The organism is Pseudomonas sp. LB3P31 (assembly GCF_054897945.1).
Genome location: NZ_CM142710.1, coordinates 5086174 through 5111721, shown reverse-complemented (window position 1 = coordinate 5111721; position 25548 = coordinate 5086174). Strand labels below are relative to the sequence as shown.

General features: G+C 61.4%; 13 protein-coding genes. 5 read left to right on the top strand and 8 right to left on the bottom strand.

Features of this window, described 5'->3' with window-relative positions; translation table 11 throughout:
* Nucleotides 1-6: 6 nt before the first annotated feature.
* The 3 genes from ACYZTK_RS23340 to ACYZTK_RS23330 form a co-directional block, all read right to left on the bottom strand.
* Complete coding sequence (locus ACYZTK_RS23340) at nt 7-489, bottom strand: GNAT family N-acetyltransferase (RefSeq protein WP_462011978.1); 483 nt, start codon at nt 487-489, stop codon at nt 7-9.
* A 194-nt stretch (nt 490-683) separates the two neighbouring features.
* Nucleotides 684-2006, bottom strand: coding sequence for an ATP-binding protein (locus ACYZTK_RS23335; RefSeq protein WP_462011977.1), 1323 nt, complete (start codon nt 2004-2006; stop codon nt 684-686).
* Nucleotides 2003-2683 carry a response regulator gene (locus ACYZTK_RS23330; protein WP_462011976.1) on the bottom strand — a complete coding sequence of 227 codons (681 nt, stop codon included), beginning with the start codon at nt 2681-2683 and terminating at the stop codon, nt 2003-2005. The genes ACYZTK_RS23335 and ACYZTK_RS23330 overlap by 4 nt, the downstream gene beginning before the upstream one ends.
* A gap of 167 nt (nt 2684-2850) precedes the next feature.
* Between ACYZTK_RS23330 and ACYZTK_RS23325 the strand changes: the two genes are divergently transcribed.
* The 4 genes from ACYZTK_RS23325 (at nt 2851) to dsbG (ending at nt 7193) form a co-directional block, all read left to right on the top strand.
* A complete protein-coding gene (locus tag ACYZTK_RS23325) occupies nt 2851-3621 on the top strand; it encodes a hypothetical protein (RefSeq protein WP_462011975.1) in 771 nt (256 codons plus the stop codon).
* A 232-nt stretch (nt 3622-3853) separates the two neighbouring features.
* The gene (dsbD, locus tag ACYZTK_RS23320) at nt 3854-5590 is read left to right on the top strand and encodes a protein-disulfide reductase DsbD (RefSeq protein ID WP_462011974.1); all 1737 of its coding nucleotides are present in this window, start codon (nt 3854-3856) and stop codon (nt 5588-5590) included.
* Nucleotides 5590-6447: a TlpA family protein disulfide reductase gene (locus ACYZTK_RS23315; RefSeq protein WP_462011973.1), complete on the top strand. Its 858-nt coding sequence runs from the start codon at nt 5590-5592 to the stop codon at nt 6445-6447. Before dsbD ends, ACYZTK_RS23315 begins: the two co-directional genes overlap by 1 nt.
* Nucleotides 6423-7193: a thiol:disulfide interchange protein DsbG gene (gene dsbG, locus ACYZTK_RS23310; RefSeq protein WP_462011972.1), complete on the top strand. Its 771-nt coding sequence runs from the start codon at nt 6423-6425 to the stop codon at nt 7191-7193. The genes ACYZTK_RS23315 and dsbG overlap by 25 nt, the downstream gene beginning before the upstream one ends.
* 112 nt (nt 7194-7305) lie before the next feature.
* On the opposite strand, the gene ACYZTK_RS23305 is transcribed toward dsbG, so the two are convergent.
* Both ACYZTK_RS23305 and ACYZTK_RS23300 read right to left on the bottom strand, forming a co-directional pair.
* On the bottom strand, nt 7306-8118 hold the full coding sequence (locus ACYZTK_RS23305; protein ID WP_462011971.1) for an alpha/beta fold hydrolase: 813 nt from the start codon (nt 8116-8118) through the stop codon (nt 7306-7308).
* Between the two features lie 696 nt (nt 8119-8814).
* A complete protein-coding gene (locus tag ACYZTK_RS23300; protein WP_462011970.1) occupies nt 8815-21795 on the bottom strand; it encodes a non-ribosomal peptide synthetase in 12981 nt (4326 codons plus the stop codon).
* A 270-nt stretch (nt 21796-22065) separates the two neighbouring features.
* Between ACYZTK_RS23300 and ACYZTK_RS23295 the strand changes: the two genes are divergently transcribed.
* A complete protein-coding gene (locus ACYZTK_RS23295) occupies nt 22066-22614 on the top strand; it encodes an RNA polymerase factor sigma-70 (protein WP_462011969.1) in 549 nt (182 codons plus the stop codon).
* 132 nt (nt 22615-22746) lie between these two features.
* Here ACYZTK_RS23295 and ACYZTK_RS23290 read toward each other — a convergent pair whose 3' ends face one another.
* From ACYZTK_RS23290 to ACYZTK_RS23280, 3 genes are all read right to left on the bottom strand, one after another.
* Entirely contained in the window at nt 22747-23760 is a 1014-nt protein-coding gene (locus ACYZTK_RS23290; RefSeq protein ID WP_462011968.1) for a GNAT family N-acetyltransferase, read from the bottom strand.
* 97 nt (nt 23761-23857) lie between these two features.
* Entirely contained in the window at nt 23858-24652 is a 795-nt protein-coding gene (locus ACYZTK_RS23285) for a substrate-binding periplasmic protein (RefSeq protein ID WP_462011967.1), read from the bottom strand.
* Nucleotides 24653-24733: 81 nt separating this feature from the next.
* Nucleotides 24734-25369, bottom strand: coding sequence for a TetR/AcrR family transcriptional regulator (locus ACYZTK_RS23280; RefSeq protein ID WP_462011966.1), 636 nt, complete (start codon nt 25367-25369; stop codon nt 24734-24736).
* Between the last annotated feature and the right edge of the window lie 179 nt (nt 25370-25548).

Sequence of the window (25548 nt, the reverse complement as noted above, 5' to 3'; positions counted from 1 at the left end):
GGGGATTTAGACCTTCGACAACGCTTTATGCATAGGGACGGCATAGAGACCCGCTACCGCGAAAGCTTGGGCGTACGCCTCATAACCCAGCCGCCGATAAAACGCTTCGCCGGTGCGGGTGCTGTTGAGTCGTGAATGACGCGAACCCTGTTCGATCAACCAGCCTTCCAGATCGCGCACCAGCGCCTGCCCGACCCCGCGACGAAACCATTCCGGCAGTACATAACAAAACGCTACCTTGCCGTTGCTGGAGGCCATGGCGACACCCACAGGCTTGCCCTGCAACAGCGCAATGTTCAGGTAAAACCGCCTGTCGGTGAACCAGGGAAGAATGTGTTCGACGGTCTTGTTGTGGGTCCAGTTGGCAACGGTTCGCCGGTTGTTGCGGTGGTCGAGCACGCAACCGATCCGGATGGAGCGCTCGATGATGCGACTGATGATGCCGGCGTCAGCCGGGGTTGCCTTGCAGGTATATAAGGATGCTTCCATGATGCGGTCATCTCAATCCATTGAGTATGAGCAACGATAGTACTGCGTGGTCCGGGTGGCCAATGGAGAGAAGTTACATTTGGTGTGCGTCAGAGATCCTTGTAGGAGCTGCCGCAGGCTGCGATCTTTTGATCTTTATAAAAGCAAAATCAAAAGATCGCAGCCTGCGGCAGCTCCTACAGGGGTGTAGTCCTTTAGGCTTGCAACGGCATCGTCAGCTCAACCCGCAATCCGTCCGGCTTGCTGTCGAACTTCAGCGTGCAACCACAGCGCTGGACAATCGCCTGGACAATCGCCAGGCCCAGCCCACAGCCGGTGCTCTGGCCGTTGCGCCAGAAGCGCTGGGTCAGGTGTTGCAGGTCATCGTCGGCGATCCCGGGGCCATGGTCACGGACCACGAACTGCGCGCGATTTTCAACTGTTTCCACGCTCAACTCTACCGGACCGTCGCCCGGAGTATGTCGCAGGGCGTTGTCGAGCAGATTGCGCAAAGCAGCGATCGACAGCACAGCAGGCATTTGCACGGGGGCTGCAGACAAACCGGTCGGCATCTTGAACCGGATGCGCTGTCGATCGCCGCTGCCGGCGTCCTGAATCGCCAGCCTGGCCACTTGCTCGGCACTGCATTGCACGCCGTCGTCGAATGACAGGCTGCCCTCTACCCGGGCCAACAGCAGTAACTGTTCGAGGGTGCGATGCAGCCGGTCGGCGCCCTCCTCCGCCCGGGCGAGGGACTGATCCCGGGCGGCACCATCGGTCATGCGCGCCACTTGCAGATGGGTCTTGATCGCCGTCAGCGGGCTGCGCAACTCATGGGCCGCATCACCGGTCAGGCGCCGCTCGCGCTCGATGGTCTTGCCGATCCGCTGCAGCAATTGATTCTGGGTATCGAGCAGTGGCTGCAATTCGCTCGGCAGCGGTTGGATCTGCAACGGTTCAAGGGAGTCAGCGCTGCGCCGCATCAGGGCGTCGCGCATGCGATTGAGTGGGGCCAGGCCCTGGCCAATCCCCAGCCAAAGGAGGCATAGGCAGCCGAGCAGTGCCACGCCGACCGGCACCGAAGCGGCCAGCAGGATCGACATGTTCAACGCTTCGCGCTCGATCTGCCGATCAGCGGTGGTGATGCGCAGATCGCCGCGCGCCAAGGTGAAACTGCGCCACGGCGCGCCATCGATCATCTGGTCGTGAAACCCCAGTTTCTCGGCTTCCAAGGTTTGTTGCGGATCGGTATGACTACGGGCCAGGATTTCGCCGCGCAGCGAACTGACCTGACAGGCCATGCCACCGGGAATATTCAATTGTTCGGCACTGAAATGGGTGCCCTCGCCTTTGCTCGGCAACGCCGGCAATTGCTCCATCAGGCCGGCAACCATGCGCGCCGAAGCGACCAGGCGCTGGTCGAGGGAAAACATCATCTGGTTGCGCAGATCGCTGAGCATCCAGGCGGCCGCCAGTGCCCAGATCAGCGCAAATGCGGCGCCAAGTGTAAGGGTAAGGCGCACACGCAGGCTCATCACTTCGGTTGATCTCCGCCGTCTGCCGGCCCCAGGCGATATCCCAGGCCGCGCACCGTCTCGACAATACCGTTACCGAGTTTGCGCCGCAGGTGATGGATGTGCACGTTCAGTGCATTGCTCTCCAATTCGTCGTTAAAGCCGTAGACGCTGTCTTTCAGCTGTTCGGTGGAGAGGACCCGGCCACGGTTGTGCAGCAAGGCCTGCAACAGCGATTGTTCACGCCGGGACAGGTCTACCGGCTGACCACCGAGCATGGTTTCGCGGCTGCTCGGGTCGTAGGTCAGCGCGCCGTGTTCAATCAGGTTCACACTGCGCCCCGCCACTCGCCGCAGCAAGGTATGCAGGCGGGCAGCCAGTTCACGCAGGTCGAAGGGCTTGAGCAGATAGTCGTCGGCACCGGCCTGCAAGCCGTCGACCCGGTCGGTCACCGAATCCCGGGCAGTCAGGATCAGTACCGGAATTTCCAGGCCACTGTGACGCAGCTGCTGCAATAGCTTGAGACCGTCCTCATCGGGCAGGCCGAGATCGAGCACCATGACATCGAATTCTGCAACCTTGAGCATGGCCCGGGCCGCCGACGCGGTAGCGACGTGCTCAACCGTCAGGCCCTGGGCGGTAAGGCCGGCAACTATACCGCTGGCAATCAGCTCATCGTCTTCGCAAACCAGTACGTGCATGGAGAGCTCCATAGAAAAACGTGAGTCAAACAAACCGGCATTAAGTGCGGATTATGTCGAGGAACGAGGCAGGAGAAAAGCTCGAATCATCAGCGGAAACACATGTTAATTCGACACCTGCATGCAAAAGTATTAAAAAAATAAAACCAACTGAAAGGAATCAGACCATGCAAGACCTCAAGAATTTTGTTGCCGTAGACTGGCGTTCGGGCAAAGACGCAGTGCATTTCTTCTTCAAGACCCCTAACACCTATTCTCGATTTGACATCGCCGATAACGAAGTCCCGCAGGGATATCCCTCCAAAATATCAGAAGGCAACTGGGGCTCATTTCATACTCACGCCAGAAATTTGAGATTTGGTTTCACCACCACAAGTTTGTTCAATGACAGAAGCAAGCTTGACGCGGACTCCACGTGGCTATTCTATCTGCACGAAGGTCAGACCCCATTTGTCTGCAAGTACAATCAGGACAGCGATAAGGTCGCCTACATGACACCCGTGAGCAAATCGGTATGGAGATCCATCCTGCCCTACTTCAACTCGATTGTAGCCGGTACATGGTGGAAAGCTGGTGGAAGCTCGACACATTTTCGGTTTCTGATGGACAATGGTAGTTACTTGACCCTCGACTTCGACTATTCAGTAAGCTTTGATGCACATGCGTCGCCAGTATATAAGTATGAAAATGACTTTCATTTTAAGACAACCCCCATCGTAAAATCTCAAAAAATTGATTCCAGCACGTGGCCCGGTCTGGAACAATTTAAGAACCGGATCATTACCGCAGTACAAAACGACCGAACATTCGGCGCAAATTACTACTACATCTTCCTCACCAACAACGAATACATCCGATTTAACATGTCCACGAACAGAGCTGAATCAGGCCCCATCAAGGTAGATGAGCATAGTTGGCCGGGACTGCTACGCGACTAATTCTGCGCGCTGCTTCCAACGCGGCAGGAAGCAAATCAACAGTTCACCAAGTGCGGCGTCGTTGACAAGGTGCGCCGCGCACTTGACCAAACATTTTTTATTTTGCTTCATGCTTGCGAAGCGGACGGCCGGTACCCGGTGACAGGGCAGTCCCCACCTCATGCTACGGTTAATCATCGGTTAATCGACATCACCCATTGTGCCCCCACTTGCACAGGGATAAGGCTAACCCATGCGTCGATTTTTTCTGTTTTTCATTCTTCTGATCTCGGGCCTGGCCCAGGCGGCAAATGATCCGTTCGCTACAAAACCGGACTTTCTTCCGGTCGCCAAGGCGTTCATCTTCACCTCCGAGCGCCTGGAGTCCGGTGAGACCCAACTCTATTGGCAGATCGCCGATGGCTACTACCTGTATCAGCAACGCCTCAAATTCGATGGTTTGCCGGTGGAGCACAAACCTGCGCTTCCGCCTGGCGAATCCCATAGCGATGAGTTCTTTGGTGAGCAGCAGGTTTACCGCCAGGGCCTGGAGCTGAAAATCCCGGCGGGGGCCACGGGGCAGATCAAAGTGGGTTTCCAGGGTTGTGCCGATGCAGGCCTGTGTTATCCGCCGCAAACCCAGGTCGTAGATCTGGGGGGTAAAAGCGCTGTGGCTGCGAACGATGAGGCCCCGGATCAAGCCCTGGCCAGTGGCCTGCAACAACGGGCGCTGGGCTGGAGCCTGCTGGTGTTCTTCGGCCTGGGCCTGCTGCTGGCTTTCACCCCTTGCACCCTGCCAATGTTGCCAATACTTGCCGGTTTAATCGTCGGCAGCGGGGCTTCGCCTCGCCGCGGTTTCGCCCTGGCCAGCAGCTATGTGGTGTGCATGGCTCTGGTGTATGCGGCGATGGGCGTATTGGCGGCGATGCTCGGCGCCAATCTGCAGGCGCTGTTGCAGAACCCCTGGCTGCTGGGCACTTTTGCTGCAGTGTTCGTGTTGCTGGCGTTGCCGATGTTTGGTTTCTTCGAGCTGCAACTGCCGGTGGCGATTCGTGATCGCCTGGAAAATGTTTCGCGCAACCAGCGCGGCGGCAGCCTGATCGGCGCCGGCGTCCTGGGCGCAGTATCCGGTCTGCTGGTGGGCCCGTGCATGACCGCGCCCCTGGCCGGCGCCCTGCTGTACATCGCGCAGAGCGGCAATGCACTGCATGGCGGGCTGATCCTGTTTGCCATGGGCATCGGCATTGGCGTGCCACTGCTGTTGCTGGTAACAGTCGGCAATCGCTTCCTGCCCAAGCCGGGCGCCTGGATGAATCTGCTCAAAGGCGTGTTCGGTTTCCTGTTCCTCGCCACTGCACTGCTGATGCTGCGTCCCGTACTGGATGAATCGCTGTGGGTCGGGCTGTGTGGCGCGTTGCTGCTGATTGCGGCGTACAGCGCATGGAAGCAGTCGGAGGGCTTTGGCCGCGTTGCGCAGCTGTTTGGCGCCAGTTCGGTGCTGATGGCATTGTGGGGCAGCTTGCTGGTGATCGGTGCCGCTGGCGGCGGTGATGACCTGTTCAAACCCTTGCAGGTCTACACCGCATCGAATTCGGAGAGCGTGGCCCGCCCGATCGGCCATGATGCGTTCACAACCATCAAGGACCCGGCTGCACTGCAACGGGAACTGGATGCTGCGAAAGCTCAAGGCCAATGGGTGCTGCTCGACTACTACGCCGACTGGTGTGTGTCCTGCAAAATCATGGAGAAAAAAGTGTTCGGTCAAGCTCAGGTGATGGATGCGCTCAGCGAGGTGCGACTGCTGCGCCTCGACGTGACAGCCGACAATGCCGCCAGCCGCGAGCTCCTCAGCCGCTATAAAGTGCCGGGGCCGCCGAGTTTCGTATGGATTGGCGCCGACGGCGAAGAGCGTCGCAGCCAGCGCATTACCGGCGAGGTGGATGCCGCCACCTTCCTGCAGCGCTGGACCCTGACTCGAGACGCACGCTAATGCTGACTCTCACCCTCGGCACCTTTGCCATCGCACTCAATCACCTGCTGCTGATCGGAGCCCTGGCGCTGGCGACCTTCGTCGGGTGGCGAGCAGCCAAGCGCGGTGGCGAGAATCCCGAGTCGGTGCTGTTCAGCCTGTTCCTGATCGGCATGCTGGCGGCCCGGATCAGTTTCGTGGCGCTGTACTGGACGCACTATCGTAACGACCCCTGGCAAGTCATCGACCTGCGCGACGGCGGCTTTCTCGCCTGGCCCGGAGTGATTGCGCTGCTGCTCGCCGCCTTCTACCGCGGCTGGCGCCGTCCCGGTCTGCGTCGGCCGCTGGGTTTCGGCGTTGGCAGCGGCCTGGCGTTCTGGCTGCTGGCGACTTTTTCCCTGTCCATCTACGAACAGGGCACGCGCCTGCCGGAAATCACCCTGCGCAACGCGGCCGGGGAAACCGTGCAACTGGCCGATTACAAAGGCGGTCCGCTGGTCATCAATCTTTGGGCTACCTGGTGCCCCCCCTGTCGCCGGGAAATGCCGGTGCTGGAAAACGCCCAGCAGCAGCGTCCGGACCTGACGTTCCTGTTCGTCAACCAGGCGGAAAGCATGCAAAGCGTCAGTACTTATCTGGAAACCCAGGGCCTGAGTCTGTCGAACGTGCTGTTCGATGGCAGTGGCCGCCTGGGTCAGGCCGTCGGTTCCATGGCCTTGCCGACTACGCTGTTCTATAGCAACGAGGGTCGTCTGTTGGGCAGCCATCTGGGTGAACTGTCGGAAGCCAGCCTGGCCCGCGCTCTGGAAAACTTCGACAGCCCCAACTCCGCCACTTCTTCAAGGAAACTGCCATGCCCCGCCTCCGCCACCTGCTGACGTTGACCCTCGGCACTGCCCTGTTGCACTTGCCCACTGTGCAGGCTGCCGAAGAATTACCCGAAGCGATCAAGAAGATCGAAGCCAAGGGCGCAAAAATCGTCGGCCAGTTCGACGCGCCGGACGGCCTGCGCGGATACGCTGCGCAGTACCAGAACCGCGGCATGGCGTTGTACCTGACTCCAGGTGGCAAACACGTGTTGCTGGGCAATCTGTATGACGCCGAAGGCAACGACCTCAGCACCGCGCCCCTGCAGAAGATGGTTTACGCACCCATGTCCAAGGAAGTCTGGGGCAAGATGGAGGCGAGCAACTGGATCGCCGACGGCAACAAGGACGCACCTCGTGTGGTGTACCTGTTCAGCGATCCGAACTGCCCTTACTGCAACATGTTCTGGGAACAGGCACGGCCTTGGGTAAAGTCCGGCAAGGTACAGCTGCGACACATCATGGTCGGTATCATCCGCGAAGACAGCCCGGGCAAGTCAGCGGCATTGCTGGCCGCCAAGGATCCGGAAAAAGCCTTGGCCGACCATGAAAAATCGGGCAAGGCGAGCCCGCTCAAGGCTTTGAAAGATGTTCCCCCAGCGATCCAGGCCAAACTCGCGGCGAACATGCAACTGATGGAAGAGCTGGAGCTGTCCGCCACACCGGCGATTTTCTACATGGATGACAAGGGTGAGCTGCAGCAGCAGCAAGGTGCACCGTCGCCGGACAAGCTGGTGAAAATTCTCGGGCCCAAGTAGTGAGCCCCCCGGCGCGCTGAGTAATCAGTTACAGCGCGCCGGAGTTGACCATTTTCGCGAGCAGGCTCGCTCCCACAGGTGGTCGCACTTCCCTTGAAAACCCGGATGATGGTCAGCTGGATTTGCGCAGAAAGCCCAACAGCTTCTCCGTGACGAAGTCGGGATTTTCCAGATTGGAAATGTGTCCCGCCTCAGGCACCAGCACGCAAGGGCAACCAATCACCTCGGCCATTTCCCGGCTTTCGTGAGATGGTCGAGGGATGTCCTGGTCGCCGCACATCACCAGCGTGCGGTCAGGGTCCAGTTCACTCAATCTTGGCATCAGGTCTTCACGGCCGAACGTTATCCGCCCCATTGGCACGATGCTTTCGCGCAGTCGATTGGATGGCAGTGCGGCCAATTCTGCACGGAAATCCTGGTAAAGCGGCGACTGCGGATCAATGCCGGGGCGGAAGAAGATCGGCACGATGATATCCAGCAGCTGTGGGGTGACGGCACCAGCCTCTTCGATCTGCTTTAACAACGAGAAATAATATTCCCGAGTCGGTTCCGGCTCGCTCCCCACATAAGTGTCCATCAGCACCAGCCCGTTGATCCGCTGCGGCGCCGATAAGGCCAGACGCGCCCCCCACATTCCGCCGACCGAAAGTCCGATCAGCGTAGTGCGCTGGATATCCAGGTGATCCAGCAGCACCAGCGCCTGGCGTGCAATGTCGTCCAGAGAGGTGGTGCCATCCGGCAGCCGGCCGGATTGCCCGTGCCCCCAAAGGTCGAGGGCAATCACGCGATACTGCTGCGACAAAGCGGCAATCTGCGGTGCCCACATGGCCTGATCCCACAGGTAACTGCCAGCGAGGAGCAGTGCCGGGCCGGTACCTTGATCGGTGTAGTGAAGAGGTTGTCCGTCAATTGTTACGAAGGGCATTGGGGGAGTTCCCAGGTAAGAGTCGAGGGAGCAGGCTCTGCTGACGGGAGTGGTCAGTCAATGTGGGAAGTGTGACAAAAGTGCAGATTGGCCCGGCTGCGCAGGAGTCCTGACGATGGGAGCAAAGCATGCTCGCGATGACTGAATGTCATCCAACATTGATGGCGACTGGGACGCCGCCATCGCGAGCAAGCTTTGCTCCCACAGCTCTCACCGTCCACAGGAATAATTTAGAATCCAAAGAATGTGCACAAGCAAAAACCAGCGCAGCGCGCCGGCTTGATGCCTTGGTCGGCCCGAAGGCCGCCACGGCCCGGTTGTTGATCGCGGACGCCCCATTAACCACGCTGGCCGAACGCAGGTATTGTGGAGCGGGTAAACCGGCAAGGATGCCGGTTTAGCTGCGTTGGGCCATGGATGGCCCGTCGCAGCGACCCGCGGAGCAATGCCTGCGTTCGGGCACACCGAGCCCAGGCGAGGTGCCGAGTGGTGGGGCAGAAAGCGCTTGGTTACTTGGCGCTCTTCCAAGTGACCCGCTGTAAAAGCGGAACCAATGGAAGCCGTTACCGCAATAACGGATATGTACACAATGCAAGATCAAAAGATCGCAGCCTCGTTTCTCTCGGCAGCTCCTACGCAGCTCCTACAGGGTGAACGCATACCTCCAGCCAGATCAGCTCAGCTCAGCGACAGCAATCACAGCCCCTCCAGCTCCGCCATCAGATCATTCAACCGATCCACCTTCTCCCCGGTAATCGCGCTCGCCGCCAATCCATCGATATAGGCGGCCAGCTCCTCAACCGTGCTGCACTCGAACATGGCCCGCAACGGCACATCACGCTGCAAGGTTTTCTGAACCCGCGAAGCGATCTGAGTCGCCAGCAAAGAATGCCCACCCAGCTCGAAGAAGTTGTCACGCACACCCACCTGCTCAACCTTCAACACGTCGGCCCAGATCTGCGCCAACGTCAGCTCCAGCTCGTTGCTCGGCGCCTGGTAATCCTGGCTGTGCAACTGGCCGATCTCCAGCGCCGGCAGCGCCTTGCGATCAAGTTTGCCATTGGCATTCAGCGGCATTCGCTCCAGCCACAGCCAGTGCAGCGGCACCATGTATTCCGGCAACTCGGCGCGCAGTCGATGCTTGATGCGCTCCAGGCGTTCCCCCGGATTGAGCGACGAATCGCCAGCCACCAGATAACCCACCAGATGCTTGCCATTGGCGCCCTCCTGCACCCCGACGGCGGCCTCGCGAACCTCTGACTGTTCGTGCAGACGCGCCTCGATTTCACCCAGCTCAATGCGGTAGCCGCGAATTTTCACCTGATGATCGATACGCCCGACATACTCCAGCACCCCGTCACTGCGTCGCCGCGCCAGGTCGCCAGTGCGATACAGACGCTCCCCCGGCGCGCCAAACGGGTCGGGTAAAAACACCTGGACGGTACGCAGCGGATCACTCACATAGCCGCGCCCAACCCCCGTGCCAGCGACGCACAACTCGCCCACTGCGCCCAGCGGCACCAACTCCAGCGCGCCATCGAGCAGGTACAAACGGTTGTTGTCGGTCGGCGTGCCGATCGGCAGATAGCTGCCACGGGTCGACGCCCTATCAACGCGGAATAACGCCACGTCATCCGAGCATTCCGCCGGGCCATAAGCATTCACCAGGCCGATGTGCGGGTAGCGCAGCAGCCATTGGTGAGCCAACTCTGGCGGCATGGCTTCGCCAGTCGGCAACATCCAGCGTAAACCGTCAAGACTCATGCGCTCCTGGGCGAGCATGCCCTGGATCAGCGACGGCACGCTTTCCAGCACGCTGATGCCTTGCGCCGCCACATGCGCCAGTAACCCTTGCGGATCATGGGCGATGGCATTGGGAACGATGTCCACCCGCGCACCGAACAGCGGCGCGGCGAGGAACTGCCAGACGGAAATATCAAAGCTCTGCGAAGCGGTCTGCGCGATCACATCGGCGTCACCAAGATCCAGGTACGGCACCTTGCTCAACTGGTTGTTGAGCATGCCGCGCTGCTCGACCATCACGCCCTTGGGCAGGCCGGTAGAACCGGAGGTATAGATCACATAGGCGAGGTTATCCGGCCCGCTGTAGATCCCCGGATTGAATGTCGAGACCGCGCTCGCCTGCACTTCTTCCCAGACCAGCAACTTCGGGCGCTGCGCATCGCTGAAGGAGTCGAGCAGTGCAACTGCCTGTTCATGACATGCCCGAGTACACACCAGCAACGGCGTGCGGCTGAGGTCGATGATGCGGCTCAGGCGCTGAGCCGGCAGGCCTGGATCCAGTGGCAGATAACCGGCGCCCGCCTTGAAGCTGCCAATGATCATGCCCAGCAGATCCAGGTTGCGCTCGGCCAGCAAGGCCACCGGCTGATCCAGCCCGACCCCGGCAGCCACCAGTGCATGACCGAGACGATTACTGCAGCGGTTCAGTTCGGCATAAGTAAGCCGCTGACCCAGGCAACTGGCAGCCACTCGCTGCGGATGCGCGGTCACCTGCGCTTCGAACAGGGCAACGTAGCCCTGCTCCAGGGGATATTCATGCGCACTCTGGTTGCAACCGTGGATCAGGAAGTCCTGCTCTTCGCCACTCAGCAGCGGCAAGTCCGCCATGTCATCATGGAACCCTTGCACCAGCGCCAGCAGCAAGCGCTTGAACTCGGCGAGCATGCGTTCGACCGTTGACTCGTCGAAGAAACGCTGGTCGTACGACAGGTGCAAACCCAGGTCGTCGCCCGGATAACACACCGCCGTCAGTGGGAAGTTGGTATGGGTACGGCCGGAATCGGACGTCGCATTGAGGCTCTGCGCGCGGTCCAGCACCGAGACTTCAACAGGTGCGTTTTCAAACACGAAGAGGCTGTCAAACAGCGGCTGGCCCTTAGGCAGCTCACTGTTTTCCTGAATGCTCACCAGCGGCAAGTACTCGTACTCGCGCAGCTGCATGTTGCTGTCGAGCAATTCGCCGAGCCATTGGCGAACGCTGCAACGCTGATGCTCTTCGGGCATTTTCACCCGCAGTGCGATGCTGTTGATGAACAGCCCGACGGTGTGTTGCATCGCCGGCATCTCTACCGGGCGCCCGGCCACGGTGACGCCGAACAATACGTCGCGATCGCCACTCAGGCGCCGCAATACCAGGGCCCACGCCGCCTGGGCGAAGGTGTTGATGGTCAACTGATGGGCCTGGGCCAGTTGCCGTAGTTGCGCGCCGTCCTGGGTATCCAGGCGAGTGTAGCGGTCGCCGACCCGCATGCCGCCGCTGGCACCGGCATGTTCGCGCAGGAACGGTCGGTCGCTGGGAATCGGCGTGGTGCGTTCGAAACCCTGCAGATTGTTTTTCCACCATTGCCGGGCTTCGTCCAGGCTCTGGCGCTGCAGCCAGCCTATGTAGTCGCGATAGCGCGTTGGCAGGCCCAGCTGGACTTCGCGACCTTCACCAAGGGCCGAGTAGATCTCGAAGAAATCGTTCATCAGCAACGAGCGGCACCAGGCATCGATCAGGATGTGGTGATTGCTCATCATGAACCAGTAACGCGCCGCGCCCACGCGAATCAGGCGCAGGTGGAACGGCGCCTGGTTGAGCAGATCGAACCCTGCCTCGCGCTCGCTTTTAAGCAACGCCTGCAGCTTCGATTCCTGCTCGGCTTCGGCCACCGACGTCCAGTCCTCATACTCGATCGGCGTGCTGCCCGGCTTGTGGATAACCTGCAGCATGTCTTCGCCGACGTTCCAGCAGAACGACGCGCGCAGGGCTTCATGACGAGCGATCACCGCCTGCCAGGCCTGGGCGAAACGCTGCGGATCGAGCTCGCTGTTGATGCGGTAACGGTCCTGCATGTAATACAGGCCGGTGCCCGGTTCGAGCAAAGTGTGCAGCAGCATGCCCTCCTGCATCGGCGTCAGCGGGTAGACATCTTCGATCAGTGCAGCGGGCACAGGCAGCGCGTCAAGCTGCGGCTGGGTGAGTTTCGCCAGCGGGAAATCCGACGGCGTCAGGCCGCTGGCATCATCGCCCAGGCAATGTTCGATCAGGCCCTGCAGTTCTTCGAGGTAGGCATGGGCCAGCTCGGCGATGGTCTGTGGGTCGTGGCGCTCGCTGCTGAAAGTCCAGCGCAGCACCAGCTCACCGCCATACACCTGGCTGTCGACGCTTAGCTCGTTGGGCAGCGGCGCCTTGGGATCGTGGGCCGCACCGACCGGTTCATCCAGCGGACGGAACAGGCCGCCGTCAGCAAAACTCTGGTCGAACTGGCCCAGGTAGTTGAAGGTGACCTGCGCCTGTGGCAAAGCCGTCATGGCCTGGCGGCAAGCGTCATCGGCAAGATAGCGCAGCACGCCATATCCCAGGCCCTTGTGCGGCACGGCGCGCAGTTGTTCCTTGATCGCCTTGATCGAGTCGCCCTGGCCCTGCGCCGGAGTCAGGCGCAACGGGAATGCGCTGGTGAACCAGCCAACGGTCCGGGTCAGGTCGATGTCGTCGAACAGGGTTTCACGGCCATGCCCTTCCAGTTGAATCAGCGCCGATGGTTGCTCGCTCCAGCGACACAGTACCCGGGCCAGCGCGCTTAGCAGCAGGTCGTTGACCTGGGTTCGATAAGCGCTCGGTGCCTGCTGCAGCAGCTGCCGAGTGCGTTCGCCATCGAGGCGCACGCTGACCGTCCGGGCGTGACGCTGCTGGCGTCCACCGTCTGCACGGGCGCACGGCAACGCGATATCGGGGCCCGCGAGATGCGCCTGCCACCAGCCCAGCTCCTCACGCAGGGATTCACTGCCGGCATAGGCTTGCAGGCGTGCGGCCCACTCCTTGAAGGAACTGGTTTTCGCGGGCAATTTGCGCGGCTTCCCGGTGCTCAATTGGCGGTAAACCGTCTGCACATCGTCCAGCAGCACGCGCCAGGAAACTCCGTCCACCACCAAGTGGTGAATGGCAATGAACAAGCGCTGCTGGCCCTGCGCACCATCGACCAGCAACGCCCGCAGCAACGGCCCGCGTTCAAGGTCGAGGCTGCGCTGGGCATCGGCGAACAGCGCAGTGCACTGCTCCATGGCGTTGACCCGCACCTGCCAGAGCACTGGAGTTTCAGAATCGAACTGATGCTCGGCACGCCAGGCGCCGGCCACATCCTTGAAGCGCAGTCGCAAGGCATCATGCTGTTCGATCACCGCCAGCAGTGCCTGCTCCAGGCGATGCGGCTCCAACGATTCGGTCGGCTGCAGCAACAGGGCCTGATTCCAGTGCTGGCGCTCGGGGATTTCGCTGTCGAAGAACCAGTGCTGGATCGGCGTCAAACGCGATTCACCGCTGAGCAGTCCTTGTTCGGCCAGCACCAGCCCGCTGCGCGTGGCGACCGCCGCGAGGGTTTGCACGGTCTGGTGCTGGAACAGGTCCCGCGGACTGAAGTGAATGCCCTGCTGGCGCGCGCGGCTGACCACCTGGATCGACAGGATCGAGTCGCCGCCCAGCTCAAAGAAGTTGTCGTTGAGACCGACCTGCTGCACGTTGAGTACTTCCCCCCAGATAGCGGTGAGGGTCTGCTCCAGCTCGTCGCTCGGCGCCACGTAGTGCTGACGATTCTGCTCAGGATCCGGTGCCGGCAGCCCACGGCGATCGAGCTTGCCATTGGCCGTCAGCGGCCAGTGCGCCAGCAGGACCAACTGCGTCGGCACCATATAGTCCGGCAGTTGCGATTTGAGGTGGGCCTTGAGCGATTCGCGCAAGCTCGCCTGTTGCGCTTCATCTTCTTCAGCCACCGACGTCAGCAGGTAGCCGACCAGCTGCTTGCCACTCGGCGCATCGAGTGCCAGCACCACCGCTTCACGCACGGATTCATGCTCCAGCAAGCGGCTTTCGATCTCGCCAAGTTCAATGCGGAAACCGCGAATCTTCACCTGATGATCGATACGCCCGAGGTACTCGACCAGCCCATCGTCACGCTGGCGCACCAGATCTCCAGTGCGATACAGGCGCCCGCCGTCGGCAGCAAACGGATCGGAGACGAAACGCTCTGCAGTCAGGCCCGGGCGCTGGTGATAACCCTGGGCCAGCCCGGCGCCGCCAATGTACAACTCGCCCGTTGCGCCCGGCGGTACCAGCGCCAGGTCGGCGTCGAGGATACAGGCCACGCGAGCGCCGATCACACTGCCGATCGGTACGCTGCCCAGGCCCTCTTCCAGCTGTTCGGGCGCCAAGTACGCTAAGGGCATGACCACGGTTTCAGTCGGGCCGTAGGCATTGAAAAACAGCTTCGGCTTGAACGCCCACCGAATGCGCTGCAGGTGTTCGCCGGTCAAAGCTTCGCCACCGGTGATGCACATGCGCACCGGCAGAGTTTCGTTGCGGCTGGCCAACCACTGCGCCAACTGGCTGCCGTAGCTGGGGGTAAAGCCGAGCACATTGACGTGGTGCCGACGAATCAGCTCGCAGATTTCCTGCGCGTCCCACTGCCCCTGCGCCCGCAACACGACCTGGGCGCCACAGAGCAACGGCACCAGCAAGCGCTCGGTGGCGGCGTCGAAGTTGATCGAATAAAAATGCAGTTCACAGTCATCGGAACGCATGCCGAAGCGCTCGATCACCGCGCGGCAATGCATCGCGATTTCGCCGTGAGACACCACCACGCCCTTGGGTTTGCCGGTGGAACCCGAGGTGTAGATCAGGTACGCCTGATGCTGCGGCGAACTGATAGAGGGTGGCTCGCTGGCCGGATAATCGGCCAGTGCGGCGCAGTCCTCCTCAAGACACCAGCGCGCGACACTGGCCGGCAGATCGCCAAGCGCCTTGAACATCGCCGAGTCGCTGAGCAGTAGACCGATGCCGCTGTCCTCGATCATGTAGTGCAATCGGTCCAGCGGGTATTCCGGGTCGAGCGGCACGTAGGCGCCACCGGCCTTGAGGATCGCCAGCAGGCCGATCACCATTTCCAGTGAGCGCTCCAGCGCCAGGCCGACTCGCACCTGCGGGCCGACTCCGCGCTCGCGGAGCATCCAGGCCAGGCGATTGGCCCGGCCATCGAGCTCGGCGTAACTCAGGGTTTGCCCGCCGAAGGTCAGCGCCGGTGCGTCCTGGCGCAGCAGTGCCTGCTCGCTGAACAGCTGATGAATGCACTGGTCCAGACGATGTTCACCCGGCTCGACGCCGAGGCTGTCGAGCAGGTCTTGCTGCTCATCGGCGGCCAGCAGCGGCAACTCGCTCAAGCGCTGTTGCGGATCGGTCAGCAGCGCTTCCAGCAGGTTGCGCCAATGCCCGGCCATGCGCGCGATGCGCGGTTCGTCGAACAGGTCAGTGCTGTAGGTCAGGCAGCAACCCAGGCGCAGGTCAAGCTCGGTGACTTCAAGATTGAGGTCGAACTTGGTCGCACGGGCATCGTTGGCCAGGTACTCGACGGTCATCCCGGCCAGGCTGCGTTTCTGCTGGAACTCCCAGCGCTGCACGTTGCACATCACCTGGAACAGCGGGTTATAGGCGGCACTGCGCGGCGGCTGCAACGCTTCCACCAGATGATCAAACGGCAAATCCTGATGGGACTGTCCTTCGATCACCGTGTGCCGAACCTGCTCGAACAATTCGCCGATGGACATCTGTCCATCCAGCTGGCAGCGCAATACCTGGGTGTTGAGGAAGGCGCCTATAAGCCCCTCGCTCTCCGGACGGATCCGGTTGGCCACCGGCGCGCCGATGCGCAGGTCGGTCTGGCCGCTGTAACGATAGAGCAGAACGGCCAGCGCAGCGGTCATGGTCATGAACAGGGTCAGGCCGTTTTGCGCATTGAACGCGCGCACCCGTGCCGCCAGTTCGTCACTCAGATCAAAACGGAACAGCTCGCCGCGATGGCTTTGCACCGGCGGCCGAGGACGGTCGGCGGGCAGCTCCAGCAGCGGATGTTCATGGCCCAGCTGTGCGGTCCAGTAGTCGAGCTGCCGCTGGCGCTCGCCAGATTCCAGCCACTGGCGCTGCCACACGCTGTAGTCCAGGTACTGCACCGGCAGCGCCGCCAGCGGCGATTCGCGACCATCGACCAGCGCTTCGTACAGTGCGCTGAGCTCCCGGGCGAAGATGTCCATGGCCCAGCCTTCGGTAACGATGTGGTGCAAGGTCAGCACCAGGTAATGCTCGTCCAAGGCGGTCTTGACCAGGCAGGCGCGCAGCAACGGCCCGCGTTCCAGGTCGAAGGGTTGATGCGCCTGGTCGTCCGCCAGACGCTGCACCTGCCGCATGCACTCATCAGCCGCCAGCGTGCTGAAGTCCTGCCATTCCAGGCGCATGGCGGATTGCGCATGAACCTGTTGCCGGGCCACTCCGTCGGCACTCGGAAAGGTGGTGCGCAGGGTTTCGTGGCGCACAATCAGCGCCTGCAGCGCGGCATCGAAGCGCTCGACATCCAGCGCCCCGCGCAATCGTGCCATGCCACCGACGTTGTAGGCCGGGCTGTCTGGCTCCATCTGCCAGAGGAACCACATGCGCTGCTGGGAATAGGACAAAGGCACCGGCTGGCTGCGATCGACTCGCTCGATTGGCGGCTGCCGATTGATGCTGCCGCTGGCCTGGATCAGCCGCACCTGCTCAGCGAAGGCGCCCAGCTCACTGTTCTCGAACAGCACCCGCAGCGCCAGCTCCATGTCACACGCCTGGCGGGTGCGGGAAATGATCTGCGTGGCCAGCAACGAATGACCGCCGAGGGCGAAGAAATCATCGCGCAGGCCGATCTGTGCCTGACCGAGGACCTCGCGCCAAATCGCGGCGATTTGCTGCTGCAGCACGGTCACCGGCTCAACATGTTCGCGCACCTGCCACTGCGGCTCCGGCAGGGCCAGGCGGTCGAGCTTGCCGCTGGGACTCAGGGGCATTACCTCCAGGCGCATCAGGTGCGCCGGCACCATGTACTCCGGCAGTTCAGCCGCCAATGCGCGGAGCAGCCGTGCGCTCTGCGTTTCCATGTCCTCGGCGTCATGCCCGGTGTAGTAGCCGATCAGCTGTGGACCCGCGACCGTTTCGCGCACCAGCACCACGGCCTGGGCGACTCCGTTTTGGGCCAGCAGGCGTGCTTCGATCTCCTGCGGCTCGACGCGGAACCCACGCAATTTGACCTGCTGATCGAGCCGCCCGAGGTATTCGATCGCCCCCTCTGCGTTCCAGCGTGCCCGGTCGCCGGTTCGGTACAGACGCGCCCCAGGCTCGCCCATTGGATCGGCCACGAAGCGCTCGGCGGTCAGGCCCGAGCGACCCAGGTAACCGCGCGCCAGGCCCAGGCCACCGATGCAAAGTTCGCCGGGGACTCCGCTCGGAACCGGATTGAGTTCACCGTCGAGTATCCGGCACAGCACGTTGCCCAGCGGTCGACCAATCGGCGATCGCTCGCCGTCGGCGCGAGTGCAGTGCCAATGTGTGACGTTGATCGCGGTTTCAGTCGGGCCATACCGGTTGTGCAGTTGCACCGCCGGCAGCTGCGTCAGCACCCGGTTACGCAGGTTGGCTGCCAGGGCTTCACCGCCAGAGAACAACCGGCGCAGGCTGGTGCATCCGCTGCTCAGCGGCTCGTCGATGAACAACGCCAGCAGCGGTGGTACGAAGTGCAAGGTGGTTACGCCGAACTGTTGCACCAGCTGGGTGATGCGCTGGGGATCGCGATGTTCGCCCGGTCCGGCAAGCAGCAATCGCGCACCGGTGACCAGCGGCCAGAAGCACTCCCACACCGACACGTCGAAACTGATCGGCGCCTTTTGCATCAGCACGTCGCTGTCGTCGAGACGGTAGGTGTCCTGCATCCACTGCAGGCGTTCGGCCAGGGCCGCATGGGTATTGCCGACGCCCTTGGGCTGGCCGGTCGAGCCCGAGGTGTAGATGACATAGGCCAGGTTGTCGCCGTGCAGGTGCAGCCCTGGTGTGTGGCTCGGCCAGCTTTCCAGGTGCAATGCATCCATGGCAATCACACTCACGCCCGTGGTGGCCGGCAAGCATTCGAGCAATCCGGTCTGGGTCAGCAGCAGTTCGACTCCGCTGTCGGCGAGCATGAAAGCCAGACGCTCAGCCGGGTAATCCGGGTCTAGTGGCACGTAGGCTCCGCCGGCCTTGATAATGGCCAGCAGGCCGATCAGCAACTGCGGCGAACGCTCGGCAGCGATGGCCACGCAGACGTCCGGGCCGACACCTTTGTCGCGCAGGTAGTGGGCCAGGCGATTGGCTTGGCTGTGCAGATCGGCGAAGTCCAGGCTGCCGTTTTCCCAGACCAGCGCCGTGCGCTCGGGTGTCAGGCGTGCCTGTTCGTTGAGCAGTTCCGGCAGCCACACCGAAGCCGGTGTGCAAGGCGCCACGCCCCACTTGGAGTGTTGCGCATGTTCGCCCGAGGTCAGCGGATGCAGGTCGCCAATTGCGGTATCCGGCTGCTCACAAATAGCGCGCAGCAAGTTTGAATAATGCTCGGCCAGGCGCTCGATAGTCGTGGCGTCGAACAGTTCGCTGGCGTAGTCGAAGGACAGGCTCAGGCGACCTTTCTGGTCTTCTTCGCTGTGCAGTTGCAGGTCGAACTTGGCTTCGCGGCTGTGCCACGGCAGCTCCTCCGCCAGCAGGCCCGGCAGCCGACGCAGGGCGCTCAGGTCACGCTGCTGGTGGTTGAACATGACCTGGAACAGCCCCTGCTCGCGAGCTTGGGGGAACGCTTCCAGCAACTGCTCGAACGGCAGGTCCTGATTGGATTGAGCCCCCAATGCCGCATGCCGGGTTTGCTTTAGGAGTTCAACGAAGGGCAAGCGCGAATCAAGCTCGACGCGCATCACCTGAGTGTTGATGAAGAAGCCAATCAGTCCCTGGGTTTCCAGGCGCGGCCGGTTGGCGTTGGGCACGCCGATGCGGATGTCCCGATCACCGCTGTAGCGATGCAACAGGCTCTGGAAAGCAGCGAGCAGCAGCATGAATGGCGTCGCCTGGTGCGCGAGGGCGGTTCGGCGAATGGCATCGCTCAGCGCCGCATCCAGCTTCACACCATGGCGCGCTGCGCTGCGCAGGTGCTGCGCCGAGCGCGGGTGATCGGTGGTCAGATTCAGGGTCGGATGCTCATCGCCCAGTTTTGCTTTCCAGTAGGCCAGCTGCCGCTCACTCTCACCTCGCGCCAGCCATTGCCGCTGCCAGCTGGCGTAGTCGGCGTACTGGGTTGGCAAGGCGGCGAGCATTGTGGTCTGTCCTTGGGAAGCGGCCGCGTAAACCCGGGAGAACTCGTCGATCAGCACGTTCAGCGACCAACCGTCAGCAATGATGTGGTGCATCGTTACCAGCAGTTGATGCTCCTCGTCATCGAGGCGCACCAGGGTCACCCACCACAGCGGCCCCTGCTCCAGATCGAATTGGGTACGCGCTTCGTCCTCGCGAATCTGCTGCGCGCGGGCTTCGCGCTCGGCCTGGGGCAGGTGACTGATATCGATCACCTGCAAGTTGAATTCATGGGCGTCGTCGACCTGTTGCAACGCCACGCCGTCACGCTCGAAGAAGCGTGTGCGCAGAGCTTCATGCCGTTCGATCAGTTGCTGGAAGCTGGCGCGCAGGGCGTCCTCATCCAGCTCGCCGCGCAGGCGCAAACCGCCAGGAATGTTGTAGGCGCTGCTCTCGGGATCGAGCTGCCAGGTGATCCACAAACGGTTCTGCGCCAGGGACTGCGGCAGCGCTTCACGACGTGACAGGCTGGTTATCGCGCCTTGGGCCAGGCCGCCGTCCTGTTGCTGCAAGAGCACGGCTTCGGTGAACGCGCCCAGGGTCGGCGCCTCGAACAGCAAGCGCAGGTTCAGCTCCAGTTGCAATGCTTCACGCAGGCGGGCGATCACCTGGGTAGCGGCAATGGAATTGCCGCCCAGCAGGAAGAAGTGATCGTCGGTACTAACCTGCTCGACCTGCAATTGCTCCGCCCAAATCTGTCCAATCAGGCCCTGCAGTTCGCAAGTGCTGTCGCCTGTTGACTCGTTGAGCAGGGAATTGGACGGGAACCGGGCATAGCTGTCGAGGCTACCCTGCCCCAGGCGACTGCGACAGGCCGAACGCTGCAGCTTGCCGCTGGAAGTTTTTGGCAGCGCCCCTGGATTGAGCAACACCACCACACCCGGCGCCTCCTGATACGCTTCGGCCACGGCCTGGCGAATGGCTTTGATCAACGCTGCGGGCGGCAGGATTTTCTGCACGCTGCGGCTGATTTCCGCGGCGATGCCGATGCCTTCGAGACCGTCGACTGTCACCGCAAATGCCGCTACACGCCCCTTGCGCACTACCTCGACTTCGCGCTCGATGGTCTGCTCGATGTCCTGCGGGTACAGGTTGTGGCCGCGAATGATCAGCAGGTCTTTCAGGCGCCCGGTGATGAACAGTTCACCGCCGCGCAGAAAACCCAGGTCGCCGGTGCGCAGCCAGGTCTGGCCATCTCGTTGGACGAAGGTCTCTGCGCTGGCCTCGGGATTGCGCCAGTAGCCGTGGGCGATGCTTGGCCCCGAGGCCCAGACTTCGCCCACCCGGTTGTCGGCGAGTTCGGTGAGCGCCGACGGATCGACCACCCTGACCGCGTGGCCCGGCTGACTCACGCCGCAACTCATGACCGCAGTGCCCGCTCCGGGCTCGACACGATTGCCGGCCAGTGCCTGGTCGTCGACTCGCAGACTGCCGATACCCTGGCCGCGCGGAGTGCCGGCAACGAACAGCGTGGCTTCCGCCAATCCGTACGAGGCCATGAAGGAATCTGCAGTGAAACCGCAGGCCGCGAATTTCTCGGCGAAGCGTTGCAGGGTGTCGAGGCGAATCGGCTCGGAACCGGAATATGCCACTCGCCAGCCGCTGAGGTCGAGCCGCTCCACAGCCGATTCGCTGACCCGCTCGCTGCACAGGCGATAGGCAAAGTCCGGCCCGCCGCTGATGGTGCCGCGGTATTCACTGATCGCCTCGAGCCAGCGCAACGGCCGCCCGAGAAAGTACGCCGGCGACATCAGCACGCAAGGCACGCCGCTGAAAATCGGCTGCAGCAAGCCACCGATCAGGCCCATGTCGTGATAGAGCGGCAGCCAGCTGACGATCACATCGTCGGGGTTCAGGTCGATGCCGAAGCCCTGACGAATCAGCATCTCGTTGGCCACCAGATTGCCGTGGCTGACTTGCACGCCTTTGGGCAACGCCGTGGAGCCGGAGGTGTATTGCAGGAAGGCGATGTGCTGGTCCTGCAGATCCGGTGCAACCCAATGCTTGGCCAACGACTGGTCCAGGGTGTCGACGCACAGCAACCGCGGCGCCCCTTCGATTTGCACCAGGGCATCGCGTAGATGGGTGCAGGTCAGCAGCACGCTCGGCTCGGCATCGCCAATGATCGACAACAGGCGCTCTTGATGATGACGCCGGCTCGACTCCGGCGGATAGGCAGGCACCGCAATCACACCCGCATATAGGCAACCGAAAAAGGCCGCGACATAATCCGGACCGCTCGGGAACAGCAGCACCGCGCGATCACCCCGTGCAGCTTGCTGCTGCAACGCCCCGGCGATCACTCGCGCCCGCTCATCCAGCTCGCGGTAGCTGAGCACCACCGTCTGATCCCGGGATTCGGCAAGAAAACGCAAGGCCACCCGATCCGGCGTCAGTGCCGCGCGGCGCTGGAGGGCTTGGACCAGATTGCCTGGACGTTCAAACGAGTCGGTCATGGGGTTTCCTGCAAAAAATTTGGGCTGTGTGGGCGCTGCCATTCACCAAGAGGAACGGTTGGAGTGGGTGAATAATTAGTGGTCGGCGTTGATCGCCAACGGGGCAGGCGTGCGGCAGCGTGTCGCAGTTCGCAAAACGCACCTTTGAGGCGCATTAATTCTCTTTCTCAATTGACAATCATTATCATTCAACCTAATTTGTCGCTCGATGTGTAGGGCAGCCAAGCTCTCCGGCCGTCCCACTAACCTCTTTGCAGCAGGGTGTTTTCCATGACGGAACAAGTATCCACAAGTAGGTGCGATTCACCGCTACTTCAGGCATTCGTCGACAATCGACTGATACTGGTCAAGATTGCAGCACGCATTACCGGGTGCCGGTCACGCGCTGAAGACGTGGTGCAGGATGCATTTTTCCGGCTGCAATCGGCGCCGCAGATCACCTCTTCGTTCAAGGCGCAGCTGAGCTATCTGTTCCAGATCGTGCGCAACCTGGCGATCGATCATTACCGCAAGCAGGCACTGGAACAGAGGTACTCCGGCCCTGAAGAGGAAGGCTTGAATGTGGTGATTCAGGGTGCCTCGCCGGAAACCTCGCACATCAACTTCTCGACCCTGGAAAACATTGCCGACGCGCTGACCGAGCTGCCCAGCCGCACCCGCTATGCGTTCGAGATGTACCGCCTGCACGGCGTGCCACAGAAGGACATCGCCAAGGAACTGGGGGTGTCGCCGACCCTGGTGAACTTCATGATCCGCGATGCACTGGTGCATTGCCGCAAAGTGTCGGGAACTCGGGCGGACAGTTTTGCCCGGCGGTGAGATCCGGTATTTGTGGCGCCCCCAATCGCGAGCAGGCTCACTCCTACAGAGGGCGCTGTGAAGATCCCCTGTAGGAGTGAGCCTGCTCGCGATAACTGGCTCAAGATCAACCGAGATCTCGAGCCAGAAACCTCAAGCCAACCCACACCGAGCAAAAAACCGCTCCCGCCCCAGCACCATCAACGCCGCCCGCTTATGCGGAAAGTCGAATTCCTTCTCGCAGTAAAACCGCTGCCCCTGCATGTACCCGATCATCTTCGCGTTATCCGCCCGAGGCTCGGCAACTACCCGCTGGGTGCGCGGATCATCTAGAAACAGGTAATGGGTCAGCGCTGATAACCAGCTCGCCACCTTGTGCGGGCCGCGGTGTTGTTCTTCACCCACCAGCATATGGATCCCGCGATCGTAATCCCCCGCTTCATAGAACGGCGCGATGCGATCCTCCTTGGCCCAGTAGGCCTCGAAGTAAGCAAACGGCTGGTCATCAAAACAACCGATCAACGTCAGCGTGTGTGGATCGGCCTGCAGCTTTGCCAAATACTCCCGATGCTGCTCGAGACTGCCCTCCTCCTGCCAGAAATTCGCCACCCGAGCACTGTTCTGCCAGCGATTGAAACGCGCCAAGTCATGTTCGATATCGACTGTGCGCAGGGAGATCCAGGCCCCCAGCCGCGCATCGAAGCGCCTGTATACCTCGCCTCGTGGTTTCACTGGTCGCAATGGATGGCGCTTGCCGCCGCTGATCACCGGCAGCTGCGGATAAACGCCAGCATGCGCCTGACTTAACCATGGCTGCGGCAACTGCCAGAACAGCGACCGCTCGCAGCGGTACTGGCCGCTGGCGTCGCTGGCAATGAGCAAGCCGCTGAGCAGTGCCTCAGTTGGCGTTTCGCCCAGCTGCCAGATCAGGTGCTGACAGTCCGGATCCCGGGCGAACAACCAATAACATGCAAGCTGAATGGCCTCATTGTCCGGGCGTTCGAAGCGCTGTTCGATGGCCACCTGCAATCCGGTTTCGCGATGCAGGCGCAGAGTGATCAGAGGCTGCCCTGCCCAGATGAGGCTCAAGCCGGTAGCGGTTTCATCCGCCACCAGACTGTCGCCTGAGGGCAAGGCCAGGGCAATCAGGTCATTCAGAATAGGCATGGATCGGGCTCACGAGTCGTCGGCTGTCAACCGAGATGACGTGAGCCGAACCGGGAAATTTAACCAAACACGGAAAATACGCGACCTGTGGTGCGACTCAGTTGCCAGGCACCGGCACCACAGCGATCTGGTACGGCGCAAAAATCCGCAGCATCTGGCCGCTTTCCCGCAGCCCTTGCAGCAACTTGCCAAAAGCTTCGCCACTAATGGGCGCCGCCGGACGCAGGATCGCGTAGTGGTGATAAATCTGATCCACGCGCTGGGACACCAGCAACTGATCGCCGACTTTGCCGTTACGCAGCAGGTAGTCGCTCAGGTACGAACGAGTGACCAGCGCGATGTCGGCGCGGCCACGCAGTACCATCAGCAGATTGCTGCCATGGGAATAAGTCAGCGTGGCGTTGTAGCTTTGCGCGAGCACTTTCGGGTCGGCATTGAAGTTGGCGAACTCGTAATGATAGCCACTGAATAATGCCAAACGTTTGCCGGCCAGGTCGGCGAAATACTCCTGCTGGCGATCAGGGAGGCTTTTCGCGACAAATATCTCGGCATCTTCCAGGCCCATGTCGACCGTCGTGTGGGGAATGTCCTTCCAGCCCCAATCGGGATTCTCGAAGATCGCCATGTCGACCCGGCCCTGCTTGAAATCACCGAAGCGGCGAGGAATCGAGGTCGGCACCAGGACAAACTCATAGTCATGCTGGGCGACGTTCAGCGCTTCCACCAATTGCGGTAGCAAGCCGGTGTCGGCGCCCATTTCCGGGCGCACGGTGTAGGGCGGGAAATGTGCGGCTCCCACTCGAACCAGCTGGGCTGCCTGGGCAGGCAATACCCATAGGGCGCAAAGCGCCGCCATAAAAAACCACGAGGCCGTCCGGGTTGGCGAAGACATCAAAAAAACCTACTCCCCGAAAATTACACTGCAATGCATTCAAGCTAGGCGCTTTCAACCGAATAGCCAACTGCATAATGGCTAATTAACACTATGGCTCTGCTTAAGCAGCAGGATCAAGGCTTCATCAGCTAATTGGTCCAGGCTCATGCTGCCGCCGGGACGAAACCAGGTCGTGGTCCAGGACAGCGCACCGGTGAGAAAACGCCGGGTGACGAACACATCGCCGCCAATCAGCCTGGCATCCTTGGCCTCGCCCAACACCTGCAGCCACAGCTCTTCATAAATATCGCGCAGCGCCAGCACCTGTGCCTGGCCCTCTTCGGACAACGAACGCCATTCATAGACCAGCACGGCCATGGCCTCGCCACTGCCGCCCATGATGGATTGCAGTTCGCAGCGAATCAGCGCCAGCACTCGCTCGCCCACGCTCGTGGCCTCGGCCAGGGCGGCGCGCATCAGCGCAGTGTTGTAGCGGATGGTTTCCTCCATCACCGCGCGCAGGATGTCGTCCTTGCTCTTGAAGTGATGAAAAATGCTCCCCGACTGTATGCCCACGGCGCCGGCCAGGTCGCGCACCGTGGTGCGCTCGTAGCCTTTGTTGCGAAACAGGTGGGCCGCCACTTGCAGCAGTTTGCCGCGGGCGCTGTCCGGGTCGGTCAACTGGCCGCCGTCGACCAGTTCGCGCATGACACCCAGGGCTTTTTGCTCGTCCACCCGTTCTCTCCTACAGTCGATCAATCAAATACGCCGCTCGCCACTGAAACAGTGGGCTTGCGCGGGCAATTTAAGCTGGCGATGACAACCAAGCAAGCGCTTGGGAAGAAGTAATTCAAGGCATTTACAAACCAAGCGCTTGCTTGGTAGTCTCGGACCGGTAATCTCCCAACACTGTC

Bases quoted from the DNA above. Each gene is read 5' to 3' on its own strand.
- ACYZTK_RS23340 (WP_462011978.1), bottom strand. From the start codon at position 489: ATGGAAGCATCCTTATATACCTGCAAGGCAACCCCGGCTGACGCCGGC.
- ACYZTK_RS23330 (WP_462011976.1), bottom strand. From the start codon at position 2,683: ATGCACGTACTGGTTTGCGAAGACGATGAGCTGATTGCCAGCGGTATA.
- ACYZTK_RS23325 (WP_462011975.1), top strand. From the start codon at position 2,851: ATGCAAGACCTCAAGAATTTTGTTGCCGTAGACTGGCGTTCGGGCAAA.
- dsbD (WP_462011974.1), top strand. From the start codon at position 3,854: ATGCGTCGATTTTTTCTGTTTTTCATTCTTCTGATCTCGGGCCTGGCC.
- ACYZTK_RS23315 (WP_462011973.1), top strand. From the start codon at position 5,590: ATGCTGACTCTCACCCTCGGCACCTTTGCCATCGCACTCAATCACCTG.
- dsbG (WP_462011972.1), top strand. From the start codon at position 6,423: ATGCCCCGCCTCCGCCACCTGCTGACGTTGACCCTCGGCACTGCCCTG.
- ACYZTK_RS23305 (WP_462011971.1), bottom strand. From the start codon at position 8,118: ATGCCCTTCGTAACAATTGACGGACAACCTCTTCACTACACCGATCAA.
- ACYZTK_RS23300 (WP_462011970.1), bottom strand. From the start codon at position 21,795: ATGACCGACTCGTTTGAACGTCCAGGCAATCTGGTCCAAGCCCTCCAG.
- ACYZTK_RS23295 (WP_462011969.1), top strand. From the start codon at position 22,066: ATGACGGAACAAGTATCCACAAGTAGGTGCGATTCACCGCTACTTCAG.
- ACYZTK_RS23290 (WP_462011968.1), bottom strand. From the start codon at position 23,760: ATGCCTATTCTGAATGACCTGATTGCCCTGGCCTTGCCCTCAGGCGAC.
- ACYZTK_RS23285 (WP_462011967.1), bottom strand. From the start codon at position 24,652: ATGTCTTCGCCAACCCGGACGGCCTCGTGGTTTTTTATGGCGGCGCTT.